General features: G+C 69.8%; 32 protein-coding genes. 13 read left to right on the plus strand and 19 right to left on the minus strand.

From position 1 onward, the window contains the following. From HDR73_RS15130 to HDR73_RS15190, 13 genes are all read left to right on the plus strand, one after another. Positions 1 to 116 (plus strand): integrase core domain-containing protein (locus HDR73_RS15130; RefSeq protein WP_287136474.1); only part of this gene is annotated, 116 nt, incomplete at its 5' end. Between the two features lie 233 nt (positions 117 to 349). Continuing rightward, on the plus strand, positions 350 to 961 hold the full coding sequence (locus tag HDR73_RS15135) for a hypothetical protein (protein ID WP_012300343.1): 612 nt from the start codon (positions 350 to 352) through the stop codon (positions 959 to 961). A gap of 112 nt (positions 962 to 1,073) precedes the next feature. Further along, a complete protein-coding gene (locus tag HDR73_RS15140) occupies positions 1,074 to 1,517 on the plus strand; it encodes a hypothetical protein (protein ID WP_012300344.1) in 444 nt (147 codons plus the stop codon). Between the two features lie 131 nt (positions 1,518 to 1,648). Further along, the gene (locus HDR73_RS15145; RefSeq protein ID WP_041465144.1) at positions 1,649 to 2,095 is read left to right on the plus strand and encodes a hypothetical protein; all 447 of its coding nucleotides are present in this window, start codon (positions 1,649 to 1,651) and stop codon (positions 2,093 to 2,095) included. A 34-nt stretch (positions 2,096 to 2,129) separates the two neighbouring features. Beyond that, positions 2,130 to 3,038, plus strand: a complete 909-nt coding sequence (locus HDR73_RS15150) for a hypothetical protein (RefSeq protein ID WP_012300346.1) — start codon at positions 2,130 to 2,132, stop codon at positions 3,036 to 3,038. A gap of 50 nt (positions 3,039 to 3,088) precedes the next feature. Further along, positions 3,089 to 3,625, plus strand: a complete 537-nt coding sequence (locus HDR73_RS15155) for a DUF6283 family protein (protein WP_210432994.1) — start codon at positions 3,089 to 3,091, stop codon at positions 3,623 to 3,625. A gap of 393 nt (positions 3,626 to 4,018) precedes the next feature. After that, complete coding sequence (locus tag HDR73_RS15160) at positions 4,019 to 4,495, plus strand: hypothetical protein (RefSeq protein ID WP_041465145.1); 477 nt, start codon at positions 4,019 to 4,021, stop codon at positions 4,493 to 4,495. Further along, complete coding sequence (locus HDR73_RS15165; protein WP_012300349.1) at positions 4,492 to 4,731, plus strand: hypothetical protein; 240 nt, start codon at positions 4,492 to 4,494, stop codon at positions 4,729 to 4,731. The genes HDR73_RS15160 and HDR73_RS15165 overlap by 4 nt, the downstream gene beginning before the upstream one ends. A gap of 17 nt (positions 4,732 to 4,748) precedes the next feature. Beyond that, positions 4,749 to 5,084 carry a hypothetical protein gene (locus tag HDR73_RS15170; RefSeq protein ID WP_106408719.1) on the plus strand — a complete coding sequence of 112 codons (336 nt, stop codon included), beginning with the start codon at positions 4,749 to 4,751 and terminating at the stop codon, positions 5,082 to 5,084. Next, complete coding sequence (locus HDR73_RS15175) at positions 5,081 to 5,332, plus strand: hypothetical protein (protein WP_012300351.1); 252 nt, start codon at positions 5,081 to 5,083, stop codon at positions 5,330 to 5,332. Before HDR73_RS15170 ends, HDR73_RS15175 begins: the two co-directional genes overlap by 4 nt. Next, positions 5,329 to 5,793, plus strand: coding sequence for a hypothetical protein (locus HDR73_RS15180; RefSeq protein WP_012300352.1), 465 nt, complete (start codon positions 5,329 to 5,331; stop codon positions 5,791 to 5,793). Before HDR73_RS15175 ends, HDR73_RS15180 begins: the two co-directional genes overlap by 4 nt. Beyond that, on the plus strand, positions 5,790 to 6,548 hold the full coding sequence (locus HDR73_RS15185) for a hypothetical protein (protein WP_012300353.1): 759 nt from the start codon (positions 5,790 to 5,792) through the stop codon (positions 6,546 to 6,548). Before HDR73_RS15180 ends, HDR73_RS15185 begins: the two co-directional genes overlap by 4 nt. A gap of 185 nt (positions 6,549 to 6,733) precedes the next feature. Beyond that, positions 6,734 to 7,162 (plus strand): hypothetical protein, encoded by a 429-nt coding sequence (locus HDR73_RS15190; protein ID WP_012300354.1) that lies wholly within the window; start codon positions 6,734 to 6,736, stop codon positions 7,160 to 7,162. A gap of 74 nt (positions 7,163 to 7,236) precedes the next feature. Here the strand turns inward: HDR73_RS15190 and HDR73_RS15195 are convergent, their stop codons facing one another. The 19 genes from HDR73_RS15195 to HDR73_RS15285 form a co-directional block, all read right to left on the minus strand. Continuing rightward, on the minus strand, positions 7,237 to 7,416 hold the full coding sequence (locus HDR73_RS15195; protein ID WP_012300355.1) for a hypothetical protein: 180 nt from the start codon (positions 7,414 to 7,416) through the stop codon (positions 7,237 to 7,239). Beyond that, a complete protein-coding gene (locus HDR73_RS15200; protein WP_165770261.1) occupies positions 7,413 to 7,757 on the minus strand; it encodes a hypothetical protein in 345 nt (114 codons plus the stop codon). The genes HDR73_RS15195 and HDR73_RS15200 overlap by 4 nt, the downstream gene beginning before the upstream one ends. 175 nt (positions 7,758 to 7,932) lie before the next feature. Next, positions 7,933 to 9,798, minus strand: coding sequence for an ATP-binding protein (locus tag HDR73_RS15205; RefSeq protein WP_012300357.1), 1,866 nt, complete (start codon positions 9,796 to 9,798; stop codon positions 7,933 to 7,935). A 39-nt stretch (positions 9,799 to 9,837) separates the two neighbouring features. Continuing rightward, positions 9,838 to 10,503 (minus strand): hypothetical protein, encoded by a 666-nt coding sequence (locus HDR73_RS15210; protein WP_012300358.1) that lies wholly within the window; start codon positions 10,501 to 10,503, stop codon positions 9,838 to 9,840. Further along, positions 10,500 to 11,120: a hypothetical protein gene (locus tag HDR73_RS15215; RefSeq protein ID WP_012300359.1), complete on the minus strand. Its 621-nt coding sequence runs from the start codon at positions 11,118 to 11,120 to the stop codon at positions 10,500 to 10,502. The genes HDR73_RS15210 and HDR73_RS15215 overlap by 4 nt, the downstream gene beginning before the upstream one ends. Further along, positions 11,117 to 11,557 (minus strand): hypothetical protein, encoded by a 441-nt coding sequence (locus HDR73_RS15220; RefSeq protein ID WP_012300360.1) that lies wholly within the window; start codon positions 11,555 to 11,557, stop codon positions 11,117 to 11,119. The genes HDR73_RS15215 and HDR73_RS15220 overlap by 4 nt, the downstream gene beginning before the upstream one ends. 23 nt (positions 11,558 to 11,580) lie before the next feature. Then, positions 11,581 to 11,898: a hypothetical protein gene (locus HDR73_RS15225; protein ID WP_407637332.1), complete on the minus strand. Its 318-nt coding sequence runs from the start codon at positions 11,896 to 11,898 to the stop codon at positions 11,581 to 11,583. 38 nt (positions 11,899 to 11,936) lie between these two features. After that, positions 11,937 to 13,649, minus strand: coding sequence for a DNA cytosine methyltransferase (locus tag HDR73_RS15230; RefSeq protein WP_049792024.1), 1,713 nt, complete (start codon positions 13,647 to 13,649; stop codon positions 11,937 to 11,939). Continuing rightward, positions 13,640 to 13,969, minus strand: a complete 330-nt coding sequence (locus HDR73_RS15235) for a hypothetical protein (RefSeq protein WP_012300363.1) — start codon at positions 13,967 to 13,969, stop codon at positions 13,640 to 13,642. Before HDR73_RS15235 ends, HDR73_RS15230 begins: the two co-directional genes overlap by 10 nt. Beyond that, complete coding sequence (locus HDR73_RS15240) at positions 13,966 to 14,994, minus strand: FtsK/SpoIIIE domain-containing protein (protein ID WP_012300364.1); 1,029 nt, start codon at positions 14,992 to 14,994, stop codon at positions 13,966 to 13,968. The genes HDR73_RS15235 and HDR73_RS15240 overlap by 4 nt, the downstream gene beginning before the upstream one ends. A gap of 38 nt (positions 14,995 to 15,032) precedes the next feature. Beyond that, positions 15,033 to 15,578: a hypothetical protein gene (locus HDR73_RS15245; RefSeq protein WP_012300365.1), complete on the minus strand. Its 546-nt coding sequence runs from the start codon at positions 15,576 to 15,578 to the stop codon at positions 15,033 to 15,035. A gap of 8 nt (positions 15,579 to 15,586) precedes the next feature. Beyond that, positions 15,587 to 16,000 carry a DUF4326 domain-containing protein gene (locus HDR73_RS15250; protein WP_012300366.1) on the minus strand — a complete coding sequence of 138 codons (414 nt, stop codon included), beginning with the start codon at positions 15,998 to 16,000 and terminating at the stop codon, positions 15,587 to 15,589. Further along, positions 15,997 to 16,359 carry a cupredoxin domain-containing protein gene (locus tag HDR73_RS15255; protein WP_133064124.1) on the minus strand — a complete coding sequence of 121 codons (363 nt, stop codon included), beginning with the start codon at positions 16,357 to 16,359 and terminating at the stop codon, positions 15,997 to 15,999. The genes HDR73_RS15250 and HDR73_RS15255 overlap by 4 nt, the downstream gene beginning before the upstream one ends. A gap of 62 nt (positions 16,360 to 16,421) precedes the next feature. Beyond that, positions 16,422 to 17,267 (minus strand): hypothetical protein, encoded by an 846-nt coding sequence (locus HDR73_RS15260; protein WP_133064125.1) that lies wholly within the window; start codon positions 17,265 to 17,267, stop codon positions 16,422 to 16,424. Between the two features lie 37 nt (positions 17,268 to 17,304). Then, positions 17,305 to 17,673: a hypothetical protein gene (locus tag HDR73_RS15265; RefSeq protein WP_012300369.1), complete on the minus strand. Its 369-nt coding sequence runs from the start codon at positions 17,671 to 17,673 to the stop codon at positions 17,305 to 17,307. Between the two features lie 51 nt (positions 17,674 to 17,724). Beyond that, complete coding sequence (locus HDR73_RS15270) at positions 17,725 to 18,177, minus strand: hypothetical protein (RefSeq protein WP_041465149.1); 453 nt, start codon at positions 18,175 to 18,177, stop codon at positions 17,725 to 17,727. Positions 18,178 to 18,224: 47 nt separating this feature from the next. Continuing rightward, entirely contained in the window at positions 18,225 to 19,106 is an 882-nt protein-coding gene (locus tag HDR73_RS15275) for an HNH endonuclease family protein (RefSeq protein WP_012300371.1), read from the minus strand. Beyond that, positions 19,103 to 19,444, minus strand: coding sequence for a hypothetical protein (locus HDR73_RS15280; protein WP_012300372.1), 342 nt, complete (start codon positions 19,442 to 19,444; stop codon positions 19,103 to 19,105). Before HDR73_RS15280 ends, HDR73_RS15275 begins: the two co-directional genes overlap by 4 nt. A gap of 68 nt (positions 19,445 to 19,512) precedes the next feature. Further along, positions 19,513 to 20,037 (minus strand): hypothetical protein, encoded by a 525-nt coding sequence (locus HDR73_RS15285; RefSeq protein ID WP_012300373.1) that lies wholly within the window; start codon positions 20,035 to 20,037, stop codon positions 19,513 to 19,515. Positions 20,038 to 20,206 lie beyond the last annotated feature (169 nt).

The following is a 20,206-nucleotide window of genomic DNA, read 5'->3' on the forward strand; positions in this document are numbered from 1 at the left end:
GCGCCGCGACCTACCCTGCCTGGCTGCATCACTACAACCACCACCGCCCCCACACCGGCATCGGCGGACTCACGCCCGCCGAACGCGTTCACAACCTCACTGGGAACTACACCTAGCCCGCTTGCGCCCGGAGCCACGGCGAGCGCCGTGGTGGCGTGCGTGGTGTGGGTGAGCAGGTCAGGGGTGCTCGATGTGGCGTTCATGCCGGTCATGGTAGTTCGGAGCTGGTTCTGTGCGAGCAGCAACTACAGGTGCGATGCGTGGGAGTCGGCCGCGACCTAAGGGGGTTGACACCCGGGGTGTGCATGGGTAGTTTTGTAGATGTCAGATCTACTCACTTGGAGGCCCTATGACTTACACCCACCCTGCCGTCACCGCCGCTGCTGATGCCGCCGATCTGCTCTCGATGTTCGTCAACGGAGGTGACGCCGAGTCCTTCTGGGAGGCCCTGAACTTCCAGGACGCGCTGATCTTCGCGGAGCTGCCCGCCGCCCTTGGCGACTTCCGCGCTGCCGAGGGCGTGATGGGCGAGTGGCAGCGCCACGACCCGGAGCACGATGAGCACGCGGCCGCGCTGGCCGCGGTGAAGAGCTGCTACGCCGCGGACATGTCCGCCCGGGGCGCTGTCGTGATCACGGTCACCGTTCCCGGGGTGAAGACGATGACGTTCCCGGTGGCGGCGGAGGACTGCATCGTCGAGAACGACGCGCCTGAGGCGTTCATCTTGAGCGCTGCCCAGGCCTTCGAGGTCCTCGAGGCCTGGATGAGCGACACGGACGGCGACACCCGCAGCTGGACGATCCCGGGGGCCGACGACTGCCACGACTACCTGCTAGCGACGGCCAGCCACGGCCAGATCAGCTTCGCCGAGTGGCCGCAGCACGAGACCGCGGGACGCGTCGGCGGCTACTCCACGGCCGACTTCCCGCTTGAGCTCGTGATCGCCAGGGTTGCCGCGTGAGGCCTGGGGGTGGGGCCCACATCGCTCCACCCCCGACAGCCGCCCCCGCAGGCAGGCCCCGGGGTGGTATAGCTCGGCGTGCACTTCCCCACCGCATAGCGAAGGAGACCTCATGAAGAGCTACGACATGGAGGGCGTCACGGTCCTCGCCACGAGCGATGCGTACGACAACTCTCCGCGCGTCGACGTGCTCCTCGCGCACCCGGACGACGCCGAAGGCACCCCGCCTGTCTACCTGTCGCTTTCCCCCGAGGAGGCGCGAGATCACGCACGCGATGTCGCGTCCGCCGCAGACGAGGCCGACCCGGGCAACGGCCCGACGGTGACGAACCCCAAGTCCCCGTATGAGTTCGACTCGATGGTGTTCCACATCCCGCTTCCCCTCCAGGGCGCCGAGGAGACGCACGCTGCTCTTCTCGCCCGCCAGGCGCAGCTGGACGCCCTCGCGGGCACCGGTTGGAGGCTCGGGGGCACACGCGTCATCACGGGTGGGGAGACCCTCACGTTCTTGGACTCGTTCTCCCGCCTCACACCCGACCAGATCGGCTGGCACTGATGCGCGGGCCGCATCGCCAGACCACGCCGCGCCTTCCACAGCACCCGCAACCGCCGCACTAAAGGGGGTTGACACTTCGCCCGTGCGTGGGTAGTTTTATATATGTCAGATCTACTCGCCAGGAGGACACCATGAGCAGCTACCACGCCGACGACATCACGATCATCGCCGCCCTCGACGACGACAACGACACCCCTTGGGTCGACGTCCTCCTCGCCACCCCGACCGACGACGGCATCGAGCGGAACACCACCGGCACGATCTCCCTCTCCCCCAGCGAGGCCCGCACCCACGGCCACGACCTGATCGCCGCCGCGGACGACATCGAACGATGTGAGGCCGCCCCCGCGGCGAGCGCCGTCACTCCCGCCGCCTGGGAGTTCGACACGATCGTCACCCGCCTGCACCTCTCGCCCAACGACGGCGCCCAGCTGCACGCGGCGCTCGCCGACCGCGCCTCCCAGCTCGAGCAGCTGATCCGCAGTGGTTGGGCCCTCGCCGGAACCGCCTGCGGCACCAGCGAGGATGTCACCACCCTGATCGACAGCCTGCAGCGCTTCGCTCCCGTAGCCGAGTGATCCACTACCCCGCCCGCGAGACGAAGGCAACGCCATGACGACGCATCTCACGCCCCCGCAGCTAGCCCGCATGCAGGCCCTTCTCGATGCCACCACTGACCTGCCGTGGTTCCGCGACTGGGCGGAGGTCCATGACGCCGACCTCGCCCCCGGCAGCGGCGCCGTGGTCTTCGACAGCTTCCTCCCGGCCGATGCCGAGTTCATCGCTACCGCCCGAGAGCACATCCGCGCTCTCCTGGCCGAAGTGCACCGTCAGGCGGCCGAGCTGGCAGACCTCCGGACGCGGGAGCTGGCTCCCCACGACGCGCAGAACGCGCTGAACTGGCGCCGGGAGATGACAGAGGGCGTCGTTACCGAACTGCACGGGCCAGACGCCGAGGCCACTGTGGCACGCCTGGAGGACATCGTCGACGGCCGAACCCCCGCGACGACGCCCCCAGCCTCAGCCGCTGAACCCGATACGGAGCCCTCGGCCTCCGAGACCTTGCGCGAGGTCCTCATCGACCACGTGCGCGTCGAGACAGGCCGGATGGACGAACGCGACGAGGAAGTCGTCGACCTCCTCCAGACCTGGTTCCGGCCCGACACCACAGGCTCCAGCGTCGGACCCGCCGCACGCGCCCGCATCATCCGCCAACGAGACAAGGCGCTCGCCGACCTTGCCTACCGCGCTGCGCGAGCGGTATCTGGCTCCCCGAACGGGCAGCGACTCGTAGATCACGATGTCGCCCTGATCGAGGCCGCCCTGGACGCGATCCAAGCGGCGCTGCAGATCACTGATCGGCCCTCCGGCGGGAACCCGACCACCGATGCCGTCCGCCTCAACGCGTACCTCAAGGGACGTGAGGTGGCACTGGATGAAGTGCGTACCGTGCTCACCCACGAGACTGTGCCGAGTGTCAGCGGGGACCGAGGCGAAGACGCCGCGAGGGCGGACGCATGACGCTGCAGACGCATGATCACACCGGCCCGCATTGCTGGTGCCTGGACCCGATGATGGTCGCTCTCGCCGACCCGGACGTCCGACCCGGCGCGCTCGTGAACGACGAGGAGAGCGGATCCGTGCCGCGGCCGACACCGTGCGCGACCTGCCCCTACCGGCAGAACGTCCCCTCCGGGCTCTGGGCCGCTGAGGAATACGAGAAGCTCCCCCGCTACGACCGCGACATCACCGCCCAGCCTCAGGCCGTGTTCATGTGCCACCAGCAGGAGGGCCACGTGTGCGCCGGCTGGCTCGGCCACCGCGACCCACGAGATCTCCTCGCCGTCCGGATGGGCATCATCACCGGCGAGCTGGATCCGGTGTGCGCGGACTATGCCACCGACGTGCCCCTGTTCCCCTCCGGCGCCGCCGCCGCAGCGCACGGCGCCCGCGACCTGGCCGCACCCGGCCCACGCGCACAGGACGCCATCGACAAGCTCACCACCATCGCCGACCGAACTGGGGCCAGCGGCTCGAGTCCCGGGCACACCGGCACCATGACCCAGATCGACCACCGCGAAACGAGACATGAGGAGGCTCCATCATGAAGATCGCCTACAACACGCTCAGCAGCAGCGACCGCGCTCGAGTCCGAGCCCTCACCGACGAGCGCGACGAGTTCCAAGCGCTGCAGCTCAAGTCCCTAGGTGGCGTCCTGATTGCCGCAGCCGTAGCGGGGGCGGGCTGGTGCTACTACAGCCTTCACCCCCTTCAGCCCCCCCCGCCCCGCTGCTGGCCCTGGTCGTCCTGTTCGCGATGGGTGTCGGACCCGTCGCCTTCATCGGCACACTCGCCCCTTCGGTGGCGTTCGGGTACTTCGCGCACAAGGCCCAGAAGGAGATCCGGGCGATCGAGGACGGCAGCAGCCCCGTCGCTCCGCGCACCGGGACACCTCGCGAGCGTGCGGAAGGCCGTCGCCCGGAGGGTCAGGCGGCAGAGCGATGACCACCACCTCCCACATCGAGGCAGTCACCCGCCTCGCTCAGGACATCGTCACCGCGTCCTGGCCCAGCGGAGACACCTTCGGGTTCCCCGACTCCGTCATCGCCGACAGGCTCGCGCGGCATCTCGTCGCCGCCGGGTACTCCAAGCCGATCTCACCCGAGCCCCTGGGCGGACCCACTGACCCGGTGGAGGAGAGCAGCGTGCCTCATCAGCGCGCCGCCCGTGCCGCCTTCGAGCGGCTGTTCGACCCGATGGCGTGGGGTCCCGGATCCGAGGAGTTCGACGACATCAGGACGGTCCTCGCCTACCTCTCCGCCCCCGCACCGCTCGCCGCCGAGACACCCACACGGCCTGCGCTGCCCACGATCAACCGCAGAGAGGCGCGCGCCATGCTCGCCCCGTCCCGCACGAACCTGCGAGCGCGCGCCTCTGGGGAGGCCAAGCTCCGCCTCATCGGTGGGGTGCAGTCGTGAGCCGCTCGGCCAACCACATGGGGCCCGCCCTTCGGGCGATCATGGCCGACCACGATCGCGGCCCGCAGTACGCCCTCGTGGAGTGCATCGGAGACGACTTCACCTGCCCCGACAAGGAGCGGGTCGAGCAGAGCGCCACGATGACCGACGAGCAGATCATCGCCGTGCTCAACGAGCGTGGCTGGTCCGTCGGCCCGACCCTCTGCCCGACCCACCGAGAGAAAGAGACCCGATGAACGATCACACGGAGCCGGTGCTCCCGATCAACCCGACCGACGACGACATCCGCGAATGGCTCATGGAACGAGCCGACAACCTCCACCGTTGGGACGTTGTCCGCGCCGCGCACCAGGCGGGCGTCACCGCGGAGCGCGCACGAGCCGCCGCCGAGATGACCGTGGAGTGGGGCGTGCAGTACGAGGGCGCGTATGGAGACGAGGCCGGGCGAATCATCGAGCGAATCATGGGCATGGGAGACGAGGGGAAGCGTCTCGCCGATCAGTGGTTGAAGCGAGGGGGCGTTGTCTCCGATCCCGGAGATCACATCGTCCGCCGCGTCGCCGCTGGCCCGTGGGAGGCGCAGGGATGACCCCCCAGCAGCGTCCGTCGAAGCTCTACATGGTGTCGTACCGCGAAGTCGTGGTGTGCACGGTGTTGGTCGATGCTTCCTCCAAGAAGGAGGCCATCGCTCTCGTCCGTGACGGCGAGGGCGACAAGGTCGGCTTCGACGTCGACGACACCGTGCAGCGCACCCGCTTCGAGGCGCGGCTCGACGCCACGGAGCAGTCGGAAGCCCTCGTGACGCTCCGCGATGTCAGAGAGGGGGCCGGCTCGTGAGCGGCTATGCCCGTCTCCTCGATCGCCTCGCGTACGCCCGGGGTGAGCTGGCTCTCGCCGAGCAGGATGTCGAGAGGGCGAACGGTGCGCGCGAGCGCGCCCGCACCTACCGTGGCGGGCTGCTCAGCTACGGCGGCTCCGGTTCGCAAGCTGCGCATCGCCAAGTGCAGGGCGAGCTCGACAGGCTCCTCCGCGACGCCAAGGAGGCCCACGACCGCATGGAGCACTGGGGCTTCGAGGTGCGCCGGCTTGAGAACATGCTGGCCAAGCAGGAGCGCCCGCGCCTCACCCGCGACGACGTCCTCGGCGCCACCCACATCCGCACCCGCCTCGGCTGGCACGAAGTCGTGAGCGTGAACAGCACGACCGTCTCCGTCGCCACCGGCCACCCCTGGAACGACAGGTACCCCTTCGAGAAGATCCTCCAGACCGCGAAGCTCGAACAGAGGACGACCACATGAGCACCCCGCCCATCGACCCCGATCTCATCACGCAGCTCCGCGGCCGCGGCGAACCCGCCATCGTCGGCGCCACCAACGCCGCGCTCATGCACCAGGCCGCCGACGCCCTCCAAGCCGTCCACGACGAACGCACCAGGCCCATCGCCGGGCACGCCGACGTCGAGGAGGCCCTCCAGCGGCTCACCAACGCCGCCCACCGGAACACCGGCTACTACGTCCTCGACGTCGTCGCCGACGCCAAGACCATCCGACACGCCCTCACCTCGGCGCCCGCACCCGACGCCGACGTCGACGCGCTCGCAGCCATGCACGCCCGCGCCGACGCCGCCGACCAGGCACGAGCGGCGCACGACGCCGATCACACCGGAGCACTCGGGCCCTACCGCGCCCTCGTCGACGCGGTCGCCGCATCCCAGGACGACGTCCGGCCGCTCCTCGCCCTCGTCGACGCGCTCCGCGCTGACCTCGCCAATCTCCCCACACCGGCCGACGCCCGCGCCCTGAGCCAGGTGCTCCGGAGCTGGGCCGAAGACCACTACATCTCCCCCTGGGCGCACACCCGCCTGGCCGGACTCCTCACCGCCCTCGAACAGCAGAGCACCACCTCCACGGCAGCTCTCGTCGACGTCGCCGATGACGCGCACGAGGACGGCGACGACGAAGACGGTGACGACGAGCGGTTCTGCGGCGTCTGCGCTGCCGGCACGACCAGCCCCGAACACCTCAACAGCCCCTGCGGAGCAGACGACCGATGAGCACCCGCCCGGCACCCCCACGCCCACCGACCACCGCAGCGCCACCGCTGCCCGCTGGGCCCCAGGCCGCCACCGGCTAGCCTGGTTCACGGCACCCGGCTCACTGGTGTAGATCTGACAGTTTCGCCTCCCGAGCCGGGTGCCGTCCTCGTCCCCCCGCCCCGCACCTTCACCATGAGGACCCCATGACCACCGACCGCCTCACCGAACTCCGCGACCTCATCACGGCCACCGCCGCCGACATCGACACCCGCCGCAGCCAGCAGCGAGATCTCCTCCCCGCACTCCGCGCCACCCCCACACCGGCCACGGCGCTCGCCGAGGCCCTTGGGATCTCGCGGGCGGCGTTCTACAAGAACGGCTACAACGCGATCCAGCCGCTGCCTGGCGTCGTCGGAGATGCAGGCCCGGAGGAGCTGCTCGAGCGCCTCCGCAAGCTCACCGCCGAGCGTGTGGAGCTCGAGGCCACGATGACCGCCCTCCTCACCGAACGCAACGCGCTCATCGAGGCTGCGCTGGCAGCCGAAGACGGCCCGACGTGGGCCGAGATCCGCGAGCGAGCAGGAATCAGCGAACCCCGAATCTCTCACCTGAACCGGCGCACCTCCGCATAACGAGGATGACCCCAGCCTCTACAGGCTGGGGTCCTCGTCGTTGACGTCTCGCCGGGCGGGTATGCCGCCCGAAATCACTTCTCGGTCAGCTTCGCCGTGGTCGTGGGCTCACGTCGAGCGAACGTCACGGTGACGAACTTGCCGGACTTGGTGGCGCGGGCGGTCACTCCGCGCTTTTCGAGCCGCTTGGCCATCTTCGCCTGGACGGAACGTGCATGCTGCACGGCCTGATCGGTGTCCTTGTTCGTGCTCATCGGTTCTTCCTTCCCCAACGGCCTTCGCGCTTCGGCGGCTCCGCGTCCTCGCGCGCGTTGCGAGCATCTACGGCCGCCGATAGGGCGAAGCCTATTCGCTCATCATCCTCCGAGAGCCAGGGCATGTCACTCAGAGCATCCATCATTGCCAGCCCGATCTCACGTTCGGCCGCGCTGTCGCTCACGGCCTTCTCGATTGCCCAGGACCAGCGGGTCCAGCTCTGCTCGCGAGCGGCGAAGGCGCGCGTCACGCCCCTGGTCGAGATCCCATCGGCGATCGTAACGATGACGGCCACCAGCCCCACCACGCCCGCGATGACAGCCGCCCAGAACGTGGCCACGGCGCCGGGGTCCCAGCCGTCCATCATCGTGGCACCCGGCCCGAGCGGCTCGGAGCACCTACGGTCGTTCGTCGTGCGCGATCTCCGAAGCTGCGAATGGGTGCCATGGTCCCCATTCTGAGACCATCCGCAGACACCGCCCAACAAGTCAGCGCCTTGGCCAGCCGCCGCACCATCAGGGCAGGAACAGCACGTCGCTGGCGACGATCTGACCCGGCTCGGGGTAGTCGATGAGCCCGAGCGTGCGGAGAGCGCCGAGGTTGTTCCCGTAGCCACTGCTCTTGGGGGACACCCCTGCTTCGGCCGCCAGCGCCTCGCGGGCGATGGGGTGGGGGTGCGCGGTGATCAGGGCCTCGAGGATCCGCCAGTGTGCGGGCTTGGTGAGCTTCTGGATCTGCTGCTGCAGGAACGGGGTCTGTTCGCGGAGGGTCGGTGCGGTGCGGAGGTCGTCGAGTGCGGTCGGTGAGGTGTGGGCGCGTCCTGTCTCGGTGAGAGCGACGTAGCCGCCGGCGGGGTAGGCGATGTGGCCGGCGGTGCGGAGGGCGCCGAGGTTGTTGCCGTAGCCGCTGGAGCGCGGCGAGACGCCGGCGAAGAAGGCGAGCTGTGCTCGGGGGACGTTGTGGAGCCCTACGGCCTCGAGGACCGCGAGCGCGTCGAGCAGCCTCCGGTGCGCCGGCGTCAGGCCCTTCTCGTCCCCGGAGGGCTCCGCCGGCGCGTGGTCAGGCTCTGGGGCCGGGCGAGGAGCTGGTGCGGGCGAGATGGCCGCGGAGGGGCTGTCCGGGCGCCCGAGGGCCCCCGGCCGCGGGCCGCTGACGTCCGCGAGCGCGCCGGCGACCTGCTCGGCGGCCGCCTCGACGTCGGTTCGGACGCGGGTGCCCTGTTCGAGGAGGTCAGTGATCGTCTGCTCGAGGTGGGTCTCGTGGGAGCGAAGCCGCGCGACCGCCTCCTCGAGGGCGGTGCGGGCCTCGTCGAGGCGCCCCTGGGCCAGCTCGTCAACGACAGCCGGCAGGGGCGCAGGCGCGGGCGCGGGCGCGTCGACGGTGGCCCGTCTGGCGGCGGCGAGCGCCTGCTCGAGGTCGCGGACCTGCTTGGTGAGCTCGCGGGGGTCGGTGGCCTTCGCGCGTTCAACGGTCGCCGCGATCCGGGTACTGATGGCGTCCAGGTCGACCGCGGCGAGGGTCGTGGGGACGCGCGAGGCTGCGCCGCGCGTGCGGGTGGGTGAGGAATCGAAGGTGCGGGTGCCGCGGACCTGCACCTGCTTGAGGATCTTCTTCTCCGGGATCCACCACCAGCACTCGCCGTTCTCTAACGCGGGGAGGGAGGGGGCGATCTTCTCCCAGTCGTCGGCGGTTCCCTGCCCACGGACCCACTCGCGGATGGCGTCGCGGTCCTGTGGGGCGGTCACGCGCATGGCCACGAGCGCGTCGACTTGGGTGAGGACGTCCTTGTTGAGCGTCGCGGCGCGCTGGGACGCCATGGTGACTCCGATGCCCCGGTTCCGGCCGCGGCGGACGAGGTTCTCCATCGTCGCCAACAGGGGCGCGTCCTGGCCGCGGGGACGCTGCGGGGCGAAGAGGTCGGCCTCATCGATGATGACGTGCACGAGGGTGCGGTTACGGCGGTAGAGCCGGTCGAAGAACGCTGCGGCGAAGGCGCGCTCCTGCGTGCGGGAGTTGAACTCCGAGATGTCCAGGATCATCGATAGGCCGTCGTCGACGACGAGGTCCGCCATCAGCGCGCCCGCGGTGGATTCCAGAGGTGCATCGCCGTGCGCGCCGCCGAACACCGGGATCGGCAGCCCCTCTCGGTGCCCGTCGGCGCTCGAGCGCAGGCCCCAGAACACGCCCATCGGGTCCAGGATCACCGTCTGCACGTGCGCCTTGTGGAGCTCTTCGGCGAGGACCCGCGTTGCGTACGTCTTCCCGGCGCCACGCTTGCCGAGGAGCGCGATGCTCGCGCCGGCGACGTAGTCGGCGTCCAGGTGCAGGTCGTCGGCGAGGTGCAGGTCGTTCTTGGCCGCGGGGCGCGTCGGCGGGCTCACGGGGTCTCCTTCGGTCGGCGCTCGCCGGGGCGGCGCTGGTTACAGGCTATGGACCGCGTCGCGGATGACGACGCGGGACCCGGGCTGGGCGCGGCGCATGCCGGCGGCGCAGTAGCGGTCGGCGAGGTCGTTGGTGACGGCCGTGGCGATCACCGTGCTGGACGTGAAGCGTGGGTCGCGGAGCATGGCGGCGAGGAGCTGGGTGCCCGTTCCAGGGGTGTCGTCGGGCGAGCGGACGAGGTCATGCAGGACGACGACGGGGCCGGCGGCCGACAGGTCGCGGAGGGCGGGCTTGTAGAGCGGGTCGGCGGCCAGGGGGAAGGCGCTGACGATCAAGGCCACGAGGAGCAGCAGGAGGACGCCGATCAGGCAGGAGAGAAAGACGGTGGTGATGAAGGGCGGCAGGATCAGCGCGGCCGCCAGGACGAGGACAGTGAAGAGGATCAGCGTGGTCACGGCCATGCCGAGGGCTCGGCCCCACCTCCGCGCTCGACGGCGGGTCATGACGACGCTGGATGCGCGGCCGGCGGTGTAGACGTCGCCGTCGGCGATCCAGATGGCGTAGGTCACCTGCGAGGTCAGCCAGTAGAGCGGCATGAGCCACCCCACGCGCGAGGACTTGCGCTGGAAGAGCGCGCGGGCGTGCGCCCACGCCAGCGGGTACGCGTCGGCGGGCCGAGCTTGCCGGTATGGGAGAGCAGTCATGCGATGAGCCTCCATGGAGTGATCGTCTTGATGGTGCGGCAGGGCCAGAGGGAATCCTGGTAGAGCTCCTGGCCGCGCCTCTCCAACGCGCCGCACTCGGCGCAGACCTCGAGGGTGTAGAGCTCGGGAAGGGGCACGCCTGCCGTCCAGTACGGGTCGGCCTCGAAGTACCGGTGAGCGTCGTCCTCGGTGGGATGACTGGTCTCGCCGTCGTCGTAGGAGTACCGAGTCTGGGGGTGATGCACGGCGAGGACCCCGGCGATGGCGTCCCGGGCGCCACGGGCGTAGAGCTCGCGGCGGGCCCCGGCCGCCTCCTCGGTGGGCCGAGCTGAGGCATCGGCGCCCCGCGCGATGGCGAGCAGCTCGTCATCGACGGGCGGGTCCGCCGCGAAGTCTGCGACGGCATTCGCGCGCTCGAGCGCGGCCTGCGCCTGCTGCAGGTTCGCCAGCAGCGCCGGCACCCGCTTCCCGAGCTGCTTCCACTGCTCCTCGGCCGCGATCCGCAGCGAGATGTCCAGCGGCTCCTCCTGAGCTCGGCTGGTGGCGCTGTGGACGTCGTCGAGCTGGGCGCGCACGGCGGCGAGGTCGATGGGGGATGTCGGGAAGTGCTTGGTCATGAGTCCACCGGGCCCCCGGGTGTCGGCTCGTCGGTGTCCGGCGAGTCCGCACGAGCCACCACGACCTCGTTCTCGGTGACCTGCATGACGGCGATGGCGGCAACCACACCCGTGATGCCCAGCGCGCAGGCGGCGACCTCCGGGTTTACGAACCCGAACGAGAAGCGCGCCATGTGGACAACCAGCGGGGCGAGGAGAGTGAATCCAAGGGCCACGATAATCAGACGATTCAGCTGCCGCTTTCTCTTAGCCGACACTCCTTTCACCGGCTTCCAGACACGTCCGAGGCCGTCCTGCCTGGCAAAACGCGCCTGCCAGAGCTGGCCGTCTGCGGACTCGTAAATTGATTTCGGTAGGACCAGGTCGGCGCCCGGCAGGTCCAGATCGGGGCGCAGGCCACCGTAGACGAAACGCCCTTCGGGAGTATGCGTGGACATATTTTCACCTTTCTGAGAGTGATTTACGATGACGATTCGCGAGCTTCGAGGATGTTGGGGAATTGGGAGAGGGGCCATCCGATGCGGACGCCTTCGGTGTCGAAGTCGTAGGTCTTGCCGATCTCGATGGCGGCGTAGGTGTCTGCTGAGCGCAGGTGCCCGGTGACGATGGAGTCGCTGACGCGGAGGACGCCGCACGACGTGTAGACCCGTGAGTCTGTGGCTCCCCGGTACCCGGAGACGCGGTCTTTCCCCGTGACGGTGCAGTGCGTCTGGCTCTGCGTGTCCAGGTGGGGGCCGAAAAGCACGGCCCCGAGAACGATGAGCCCCAGGAGCCCCATCACGCTGATGCCACCCTGCCGTGCGGTACTTCGGCCCATCAGGCCACCTCCAAGCTGTCCATGCTGATCGGGCCGACGTCGACGCCGAGGGACTCGGCGACGGCCGCGATGAGGTCCCGTGCGGCCGGTGGAGTGACGGCGTTCCCGGCGAGGCGGACCTGCTCGCGCTTGGTGCCGAGGAGGAGGTACTCGGCAGTGAACGCCATGCCGCGCTTGATCTCCTCGGGGGTGAGCATGCGGAACTCGCAGTCGTCAACGTCGACCGAGATCCGCGCGCCCGGCTGCAGGAGCGACTGGGTGCCGCTGGCGGTCTGCGTGCGCATCGGCTCGTGGACCGGGGTGGACATCTGGCTGCTGTCTCCGCGGGCGGTGTTGTTCCGCATCACGAGCGCGTGGTGGTTCCCGCCGGCGGCGACGGTGTCGATGGGCTGCTGGGCCGGCTTGGTGACGCCGTGGTTCCGCAGCGGGACGACGAGTGCCTGGGAGACGGTGCCGGCGACGACGGTCTTCAACGCCTCAGCGGTCGACGCCGCGGTGCCGTGGGTGCGCAGCGGGACGACGAGGCCGGTCTCGTTGCGGGTGGACTGCGTGCGCAGCGGCCCGGACACCGGCGCCGCGTGCTTCCCGTCCCGGCCCTCGACCGGGACCAGGAGCGACGCGTTCACCGTGGAGGCGACCAGGGTGGGCAGCGGGTCCTCGACGGGCCGTGAGCGGCGCTCGTCGGCGCCGTAGAGGTGGTTCACGACGAGCGCCTTGGACGCGGTGGTGTGCAGGGTCTTGAGGACGTCGGTGCTCGGCCAGGCGCGCACGTACCCGTCGGGGTTGCTGTGCTGGCGGTGCTTGGGGTCGGTGGAGTCGTAGGCGTTGCCGGCAGCCTCGACCACGACGGGCGCCCAGTGCTTCTCGATGCCGCGGCGGATCCGCTCGCGCGTCTTCGGCGCGAGCGGGCGGAGGCGATCGCCGATGCGCTGGCCAGGGATGGACCAGTCGATGATTGAGGACGCCGGCAGCCACCCCGGCTCGAGCACACGACCGCGGCAGGAGACCTTGGGGCACTGGTAGACGTACTGCGCCCGGTAGCGGCCCCACCGCTCGCGCTTCTTGAAGACCTGCTCGGCGCGGACGATGCCGTGCTCAGGGCAGAACGCCCGCGGCCGCGTCCACTTCGCCAGATCGGGACGCCGGTTCCCGCGGCGCCAGAACACGACGTACATCCGGTCCCGTGACTGTGGCGCCGGCGCACCGAGCGCTTGGGCGTGCATCGAGTTGAGCCACACGGTCTCGTGGTCGTAGCCGAGGAGCTCCATCGACATCAGCCAGGCCGGGAACTGAATCCACTTCGCCGCGTCGACGACGTTCTCCACGATCACCGCCTCGTACCGGTGGTACTCGGCGAACCGCGGGATGTCCCACATGGTGGCCCGGGACCGCTCGGCTGCCTCGGATGGCAGCGGGCGGTCGTCGTAGAGGTCGAACTCCCCCTGCGTGCTCCCCCGCTTGATGCCCGCGGCCTGCGAGTGCGAGGTGCACTCGGGGGATCCCCACAGGATCTTCGTGCGCGGGTAGCGGCGCGGGTCGACCTGGGACAGGTCCGCGATGTCGTGGTCGGTGTCGGGGTGGTTCGTGTTGTGGGTCTCGATCGCGAGCTTCCAGTGGTTCGCCGCCATCCGCACACGCACACCCGGGACCTGCAGGGCGCCAGACGAGGATCCGCCGGCACCGCAGAACAGGTCCGTCAGCGTCAGGTCCACGACGAGTCCTGTCCCGCATCAGGTTCGTCGTCGACGAGCGCCTGGCCCAGACGACGCATCTCAGCGTCCTCGAGGATGAGGCGGATGGTGCCGAGCGCGGACGCGTTCGCGCCGGCGTCGAGGTTCGCGCCATCGACCGCGGTCCGGATCTCGGAGAGCGCCCGCCGCGTCATGCCCGCTTCCCTCTCGGCGCGCACCGTCCGTCGGTACGCGCGCTCCGCGGCCGCGCTGCAGTCGTGCCCCTCGAGGAGGTCCGCTGCGGCCCGCTCCCATGCCTCGAGGCGGCTCTCCGCCTCGCCGTCGCTGGCGGGCTGGCTCACTGGTCCTGCTCCGAGTCGACCGGCCGGTCGAACCCGAAGAGCTTCGGGTCAGCGCCCGGATTGAGGACCTCGCCCCACATCATCTGAGATCCCTCCTCGTCCTTCTGCCCCAGGACGAGCAGATGCGAGGGAGAGCCCTTGGGTAGCTCCTTGAGGTCGGGACGCATGCTCACCACGGAGCGGACACACTCGAGGGCCCAGCCTCCCCGGAGGCTCTCCTGGAGCGTCGCGTCCGCGGCGTCGACCCCGAACAGCTGCGCCGGCGCCGGCGCCCCCGCTCCCCTCGACACGAGAGCCCGGTCGGGCGCGCTGACACTCCTCTCGGCGAAGCGGGCATCGCCCCACAGCATCAGGGATCCCTGCTCGGTCGGGTCGCCCAGGACGATCAGATGCGCGAGGTTGTCGCGCATGCCACCGGTGACCAGCTCCGCGTCCGGCCGCGGTGCCCTGATGAGGACGTGGATGCCCGCGGAGCGCCCGAGCGAGATCAGCTCGTGGAGCTGCTCGAGCGACGTGGCGCCGGCGTCGCGCTTGATCCACGGGAAGTCGTTGACGATGACCACGAGCGGTCGAAGCGCATCAGCGCCGTCCGCGTCGCCCTTGACCTGTCCGAAGCGGCCGTAGAGCGTGTCGGTCAGCTTGTCGAGCATTGCGGAGATCTCCTCCGGGGAGGACGCGATCTTGCACTCGGGGATGCCACGATACGGCGCGAACTCAACGCCCTTCGGGTCGATGAGGAAGATGTCGAGGCTGTGCACGACCGCGCCCACGATCAGGGAACCGACGAGGGATCCACCCCCCAGTCCGGTCGGGGTGATGGCGAGCACATGAGCGGCGGTCGAGGTTCGGCCGAGTTCCCACCCGATGGCGTTGCCGCTGGCGTCGACGCCGTAGTACAGGCACGGAGATGCCGGGTCTCCGAACTTGTCCCCGTAGAGACTGATTCCCGGGTGCTCGATGACCGTCGGCAGGATGTCGTTGCCGGTGCAGGGCTGCTTCTTCGAGTTCTTGCTGAACCAGTTCATGGTGTGTCCCTTCGTTGAAGTGATGTGGAGCTAGGTGGCTAGAGGCCGTCGAGCGTGATGGCGCCTGTATCGAATGCAGATACCTCCGCGGCCAGGAGATTGGCTTGGTACAGGTAGATAGCGGGGCCGTCAGCCCGGGTGGCGAGAATGTGGATTCCGACTCCGGCGCCCTGGCGGACGATCTCGCCGATGAGGCCCAACACGTGTGCCTTGCAGGTATCGGAATGCATGTCCCGAACCCAGCTCATGTCGATGACCACGTACCAGGGGCGCAGCGGACCCAGCGCGGAACCCGCCCATTCCTCAATGCGGAGCCGAACGGCGTGCCGGCGGCTCAGCTCGTCGCGGACGGCTTCGAGGGCGGCCGGCCAGAGTCGCTCATCGGCGATGGTGCTGATGCCGCGACCCTCGACCGGGGCGAACGGGGCCAGGAACGTGAACTCACCCTCGGCCGCCCGCCGCTCACACCAGGCGCCGAGGGCCTCCCGCGTCGCGCTGTCGCCGTACGCCCCCTGCAGGACGCGGGCATGACCATCGCGCTCCGGCTCGAACTCGCTCAGCGGCCTCACGGCCGGCTCCAGCATCCGGGCCCTCATCTCGCGCCCGCCCAGATTTCGTCCACGGGCGTCCTCGCGATCTCGAGGAGCACGTCGGCGTGGCACGGCTGGTCGGCGCGGCACCAGCACGCGAGATCTCGGCCGACGAGACGCTCACGGACCTGCAGCTGCACGTGGAGCCGTCGACTGACCCACCGGCGGTAGAACTCGACCGCGGTCGCAGCGTCCGGGACCGGCACCATGGAGTCGTCGTCCGTGGCCTCGATCAGACCGACCCGCACGGTGTCGCCGATACGGAAGCCGTTGCCCCACTGCGACGGACGAGCCACCGACACGGCGCCCTCGGGCAGTCGCGCACCGCGTCGACGTGAGAGCTGCAGCCGGCGCGGCCCTACCGGAACCGAGGCGACCGCCGCACCCGAGTCCGCGCCGTCGATCTGGCCGCTCATGGGAGGCACACCTCCCAGACCTCCCGGGGGAACGCGACGACGGCCCCGTTGATCTGGAGCTTCCACGCGTCCGAGGTGCATCCGGCGAAGCGCCCGGTCACGAGCTCGTCCACCGGCCCCACCTTCGTGAACGTCCACCGCACGAGCTCGACATCGTCGTCGTGCGTCCGCAGGAACGCGTAGTCGTCCGGCAGACGCCCCTGGATGCGTGGTAGCCCACCCGGACGCCGCCCCCTGCGCTTCGCGCCCGCCCGCGCCCCGGGCGGGAGCTTCCGCTCCTTCTCGCGCTTGTCCTGCGCGTAGCAGGTCCTACAGAGCCCGAACGCGTTGTGCTCCACCGTCCCCGGGAACCGCTCCACGGACGCGCCCTGCGGACGCATCGACCGGCGGCAGCGCCCGCACGACCGACCTTCCTGCGCGCTCATGACCCGACCGGCTCTCGGCGGTCGCCGACCTCGTGGGCAATGGGGAGGGTCTGTGCGTGGAGGTTCTGCTCGCAGAGGGTGACGGTGAAGGGCTCGGAGGCGAGGACCGTGCGATGCGCGGGTGAGCCGGTGTCGGCGGTTGCGCGCTGGTCCTCGAGGGCGAGCAGCGTGTCAAGGTGGTGGGCGCACGCTTCGTTCGCCTGCCTCCGCTCATCCGAGGTTGGCGCGCATGCGACGCGGGCCCAGCGGGCGCGAGCGGCGTCCGCGTGCATCTGCTCGAGGTCGACGGCCGCTCGGCTCGAGACCGTGCCGGTGTCGTCCGCGACCGGCGCGACCGGCTCCAGATGGACGGCCGTCTGTACGCGGGTGAACTGGACCTCGTCCTTGTCCGTGCCCCAGTGCGTCGTCCACTCGCCCCCGTGCAGCGTCTGGGCGGCGAGGAGCTTCTGCACTCGAATCTCAGTCGCCTTCCGCCAGAACCCGCTCCACATCTGCGGCACAGGACCTCGGAATCTCACGGTCACCGCGAGGACCTGGTTCTCGTCGTGGCTGACAGCGACGAGGAAGGACGGGCCGGGAAGGCGCTCGAACGCCTTCCGTACGACGGAGTCCGCGCGGTGGCTGGCAGCGTCGACGTCGGTCAGATCGACGCCAAAGTAGTCGTCGCGCCCGTTGAAGGGTGACCAGCGTGCGTGCTCAGTCATGAGGTCGTACGCGATGGCCACGACGACCACGCCCAAGATGAGGACGGCGCCGGGGATCAGGACATCCCCGGGGACGAGGGCGGTTCCCTGGGTGAGGGGCAAGAGGTTCACGGTGGGGCCTTTCTGGATGCCCGTCATGCGGGCGGGACGGAGTGAGTGGTGGGCCCGTGACGGGTCAGGAGCCGGTGAGTCCGAGTTCGCGTGCGCGCTTGGAGCGCGGGTTCGGGCGGAGGCGCTGGATGGTGCGGCTGACGACCCGCTCGGGCAGGTCGAGCTGGTGGGCGATCTCGTCGGCGTGGATGCCGGCGAGTGCGAGGTCGTTGATCCTGATCAGCTGCTCGTCGCTGACCTCGCATGCGCGGGGCGTCTTGCCGCAGGTGACGTTGATGGCGTGCTGGACGAGCTGGGCGACGAGTTCGCGAGCCTCGATGTGGCGGTGCTCGGCGATCTTGACGAGGGCGGCGTAGGCGGGGAGGGGGAGGTGGATGGTCAGCGGGAGGGTGTCGGTCGCCAGAGCTGGCGCCGGGGTGTGGGTGGTGGTCACGGTGGCTTCCTGTGGGGCTCGGGCGCTCGAGGCGCGTGATGGGTGAGGGGGTCAGCTGGCGACAAGATCGCGGTCCGGGGACCATCGGTGGGCTCGTCCGTGGTCGAGGTACTCGCGGTTGAGGTCCGCGGCGTTGTCGGCGCGCCAGTGGGTGACGCCGGCGGTAGAGATGGCGGGGATGCGGAGATGGTTCCGTCGGCGCCAGATGGTGACGTCGCCGACGCCGAGGAGCTCGGCGATCTCCTTGTCGGAGCGCCGGAGGGCGTTGAGCCGGCGGATCTCCGCATCGAGGGTGGAGGCGACCTCCGCCGGGAGGCGTCCTCGCCGCTGGGAGAGGACGCGGTGGCCGGTGTAGATGCCCTGCGGTCGCGGCTGGGTGGCGGTGGGAGGGGGCGAGGCGGTGGTCATGGCGTCGAGGTCGGCGAGCACGTCGACGCAGTCGGGGCAGATGGGGCCGGCGGTGTGGAACTCGATTCCGCAGCGGCTGCAGCTGATCGTGAGCACGGGGTCCTCCTTGCAGGGGTCTGGGCGCGGCATAGCGCTGGTCGGCGCTATGAAGCCGGGGTCGTGGGTGTTGCGGGGCGGGGCGGGGTGCAGGCGTCGAGGACGTGGCGGATGGCGCTGCGGTCGTCGTCGTCGAGGGTGAGGTGGTACTGGCTGACGGTGTTGGTGAAGCGGGTGACGTACAGGCAGGCGGCGTGACTCTCAGCCGGTGGCAGCCAGCTGGCGGGACCGTCTTGGTCGGACTTGCCGGCGAGGCTGGATGCCTGGGTGGTCTGGAGGTTGGCGAAGTCGGTGGCGAACTTCTCGCGCTGCTCGGCGCTCCAGGTGTTCGCCCCGTGCTGCCAGGCCCAGCGGAGGGGGACGACCTCGTCGATCGCGGCGGGCGAAGTGCCTGTGGCGAGCTCCTCGGCGCGGTAGTAGCTGATGGGTCCGCTGTTGTCGGCGTAGCTGTCGTAGAACGTTCCGGTGGACACGACGCAGTTGTGCGTTCCGGGCGTGTAGCGGATGTCCGTGAGGTCGCGGGCGAGGACGTCGTTGCGCTGGTCGCAGCCGTTCTGGTCGGTGTCCGACCACCGGGGGCCGAACGCGTCCGGGGAGTACGCGTAGGAGGCTCCTGTGGCACCGGCGGGGATCGCGTCCAGGAGGGCCTTGACCGCGTCGGCGTTGATGGCTGGGTGGGGGGTGAGGGTGATCAGGCCGGCCGCCGCGAGGTCGTCCGTGACGGGGCCGAGCGACACGTACGCGCCGTTGCGGTTCCAGTCGAGCGACTCGAACGACACGTCGACCCGCTGATGGATCCATCGGTAGACGTCGACCGCCGGAGGAATGCCCGCCTGCACGGCCACGAAGAAGCCGACGGCCAGGACCGTGATCAGGAAGCCGACGCTCGCGAAGAGGGACTCGCCGGGCGCGGTCCGCTGGTCGCTCATCGTGCGCCCACCTGCGCCTGCTCGGCGGCCCATCGGGCGACCTCCGCCCACTCGGGGCGCGGAACCTGGAGGTGCTGCTCGGAGTTGTGGATCCGTGCGGCGCGCTCAGTCGTGTCCATCCGACCTTCGGCGGTACCGGTCCACGCGCACGGCTGGCAGCGGGGCGTCCAGAGCCCGTCGTCGTAGTCCACGACGGCCTCGCCTCCCGCGCCGTCGGGCGAGCAGGTGAACCGGGCCGCCCGGCAGTTCGGGCAGGCGAGCCCGCGCACGGTCTCGAGCACGTCGCCGTGCGCGAAGACGTGCCCGCATGCGCTGCACACGCACCTGGTCATCAACATCGGTCGTCCCTTCACCGCTCGCTACACCTACTGATAGTTACTCATACGACTTACACATATGGCAATAGTTACGCACAGCTCGGGTCGACTGCAGGAGCCCCCGGGCGTTCGTCGCGAAGCGGGGTGAGACCCAGGGCCTCGTCCAGGGAGGTGATCGGGGCGAGGTTTGACGGCCTCCCGAGGGTGACGTGCAGCGCACTGATCCGGGCCAGACGCTCGGACTCGGGACCTGGCGGGCAGCAGCCACCCGGCAACGACGAGAACGGCGGTGCCGCCCAGTAGGCCGCCCAGTTCTCGTCCGCGAACTCCGTCGGCGTAGGCAGGGGACGGTCGGGATCGAGGTTCGCGGGGATCTCGTCGATGAGCTCACAGAAGTCGACCGCGAACCGCTCCTGGGCTTCGGCGTCGAGCTTGCAGAGCTCGTTCAGCGTGTCGAGCCAGGCGACGGCGTCGAGGTACGCGACAGACGGGGCGGCGACCGGCGGCAGATCTGCGGTGATCTCCTCGGGCAGGGCCGGCGAGTACGGCCGGGTGCTCGCGACGCGCGACGGCCCGCTCTGGGGCACCTGGTGGAGCAGTTCACGGTGGTGCATGGCGACTCCCTCTCTCGGCGGCCCCGGTGGGGCCTCTACCTACGAGGGGTGGGCGCTAGCTGTACTCGGCCATGACGTTGGTGACACTTCGGGGCGTGTGAAGAGGCCTCCTGGCTTGATGGAGCTGTTCAGTTCAACCATCGCCAGGAGGCCTCGATGTCCCACGGTA

This window comes from Clavibacter sp., assembly GCF_014802555.1.
Lineage (GTDB): Bacteria > Actinomycetota > Actinomycetes > Actinomycetales > Microbacteriaceae > Clavibacter > Clavibacter sepedonicus.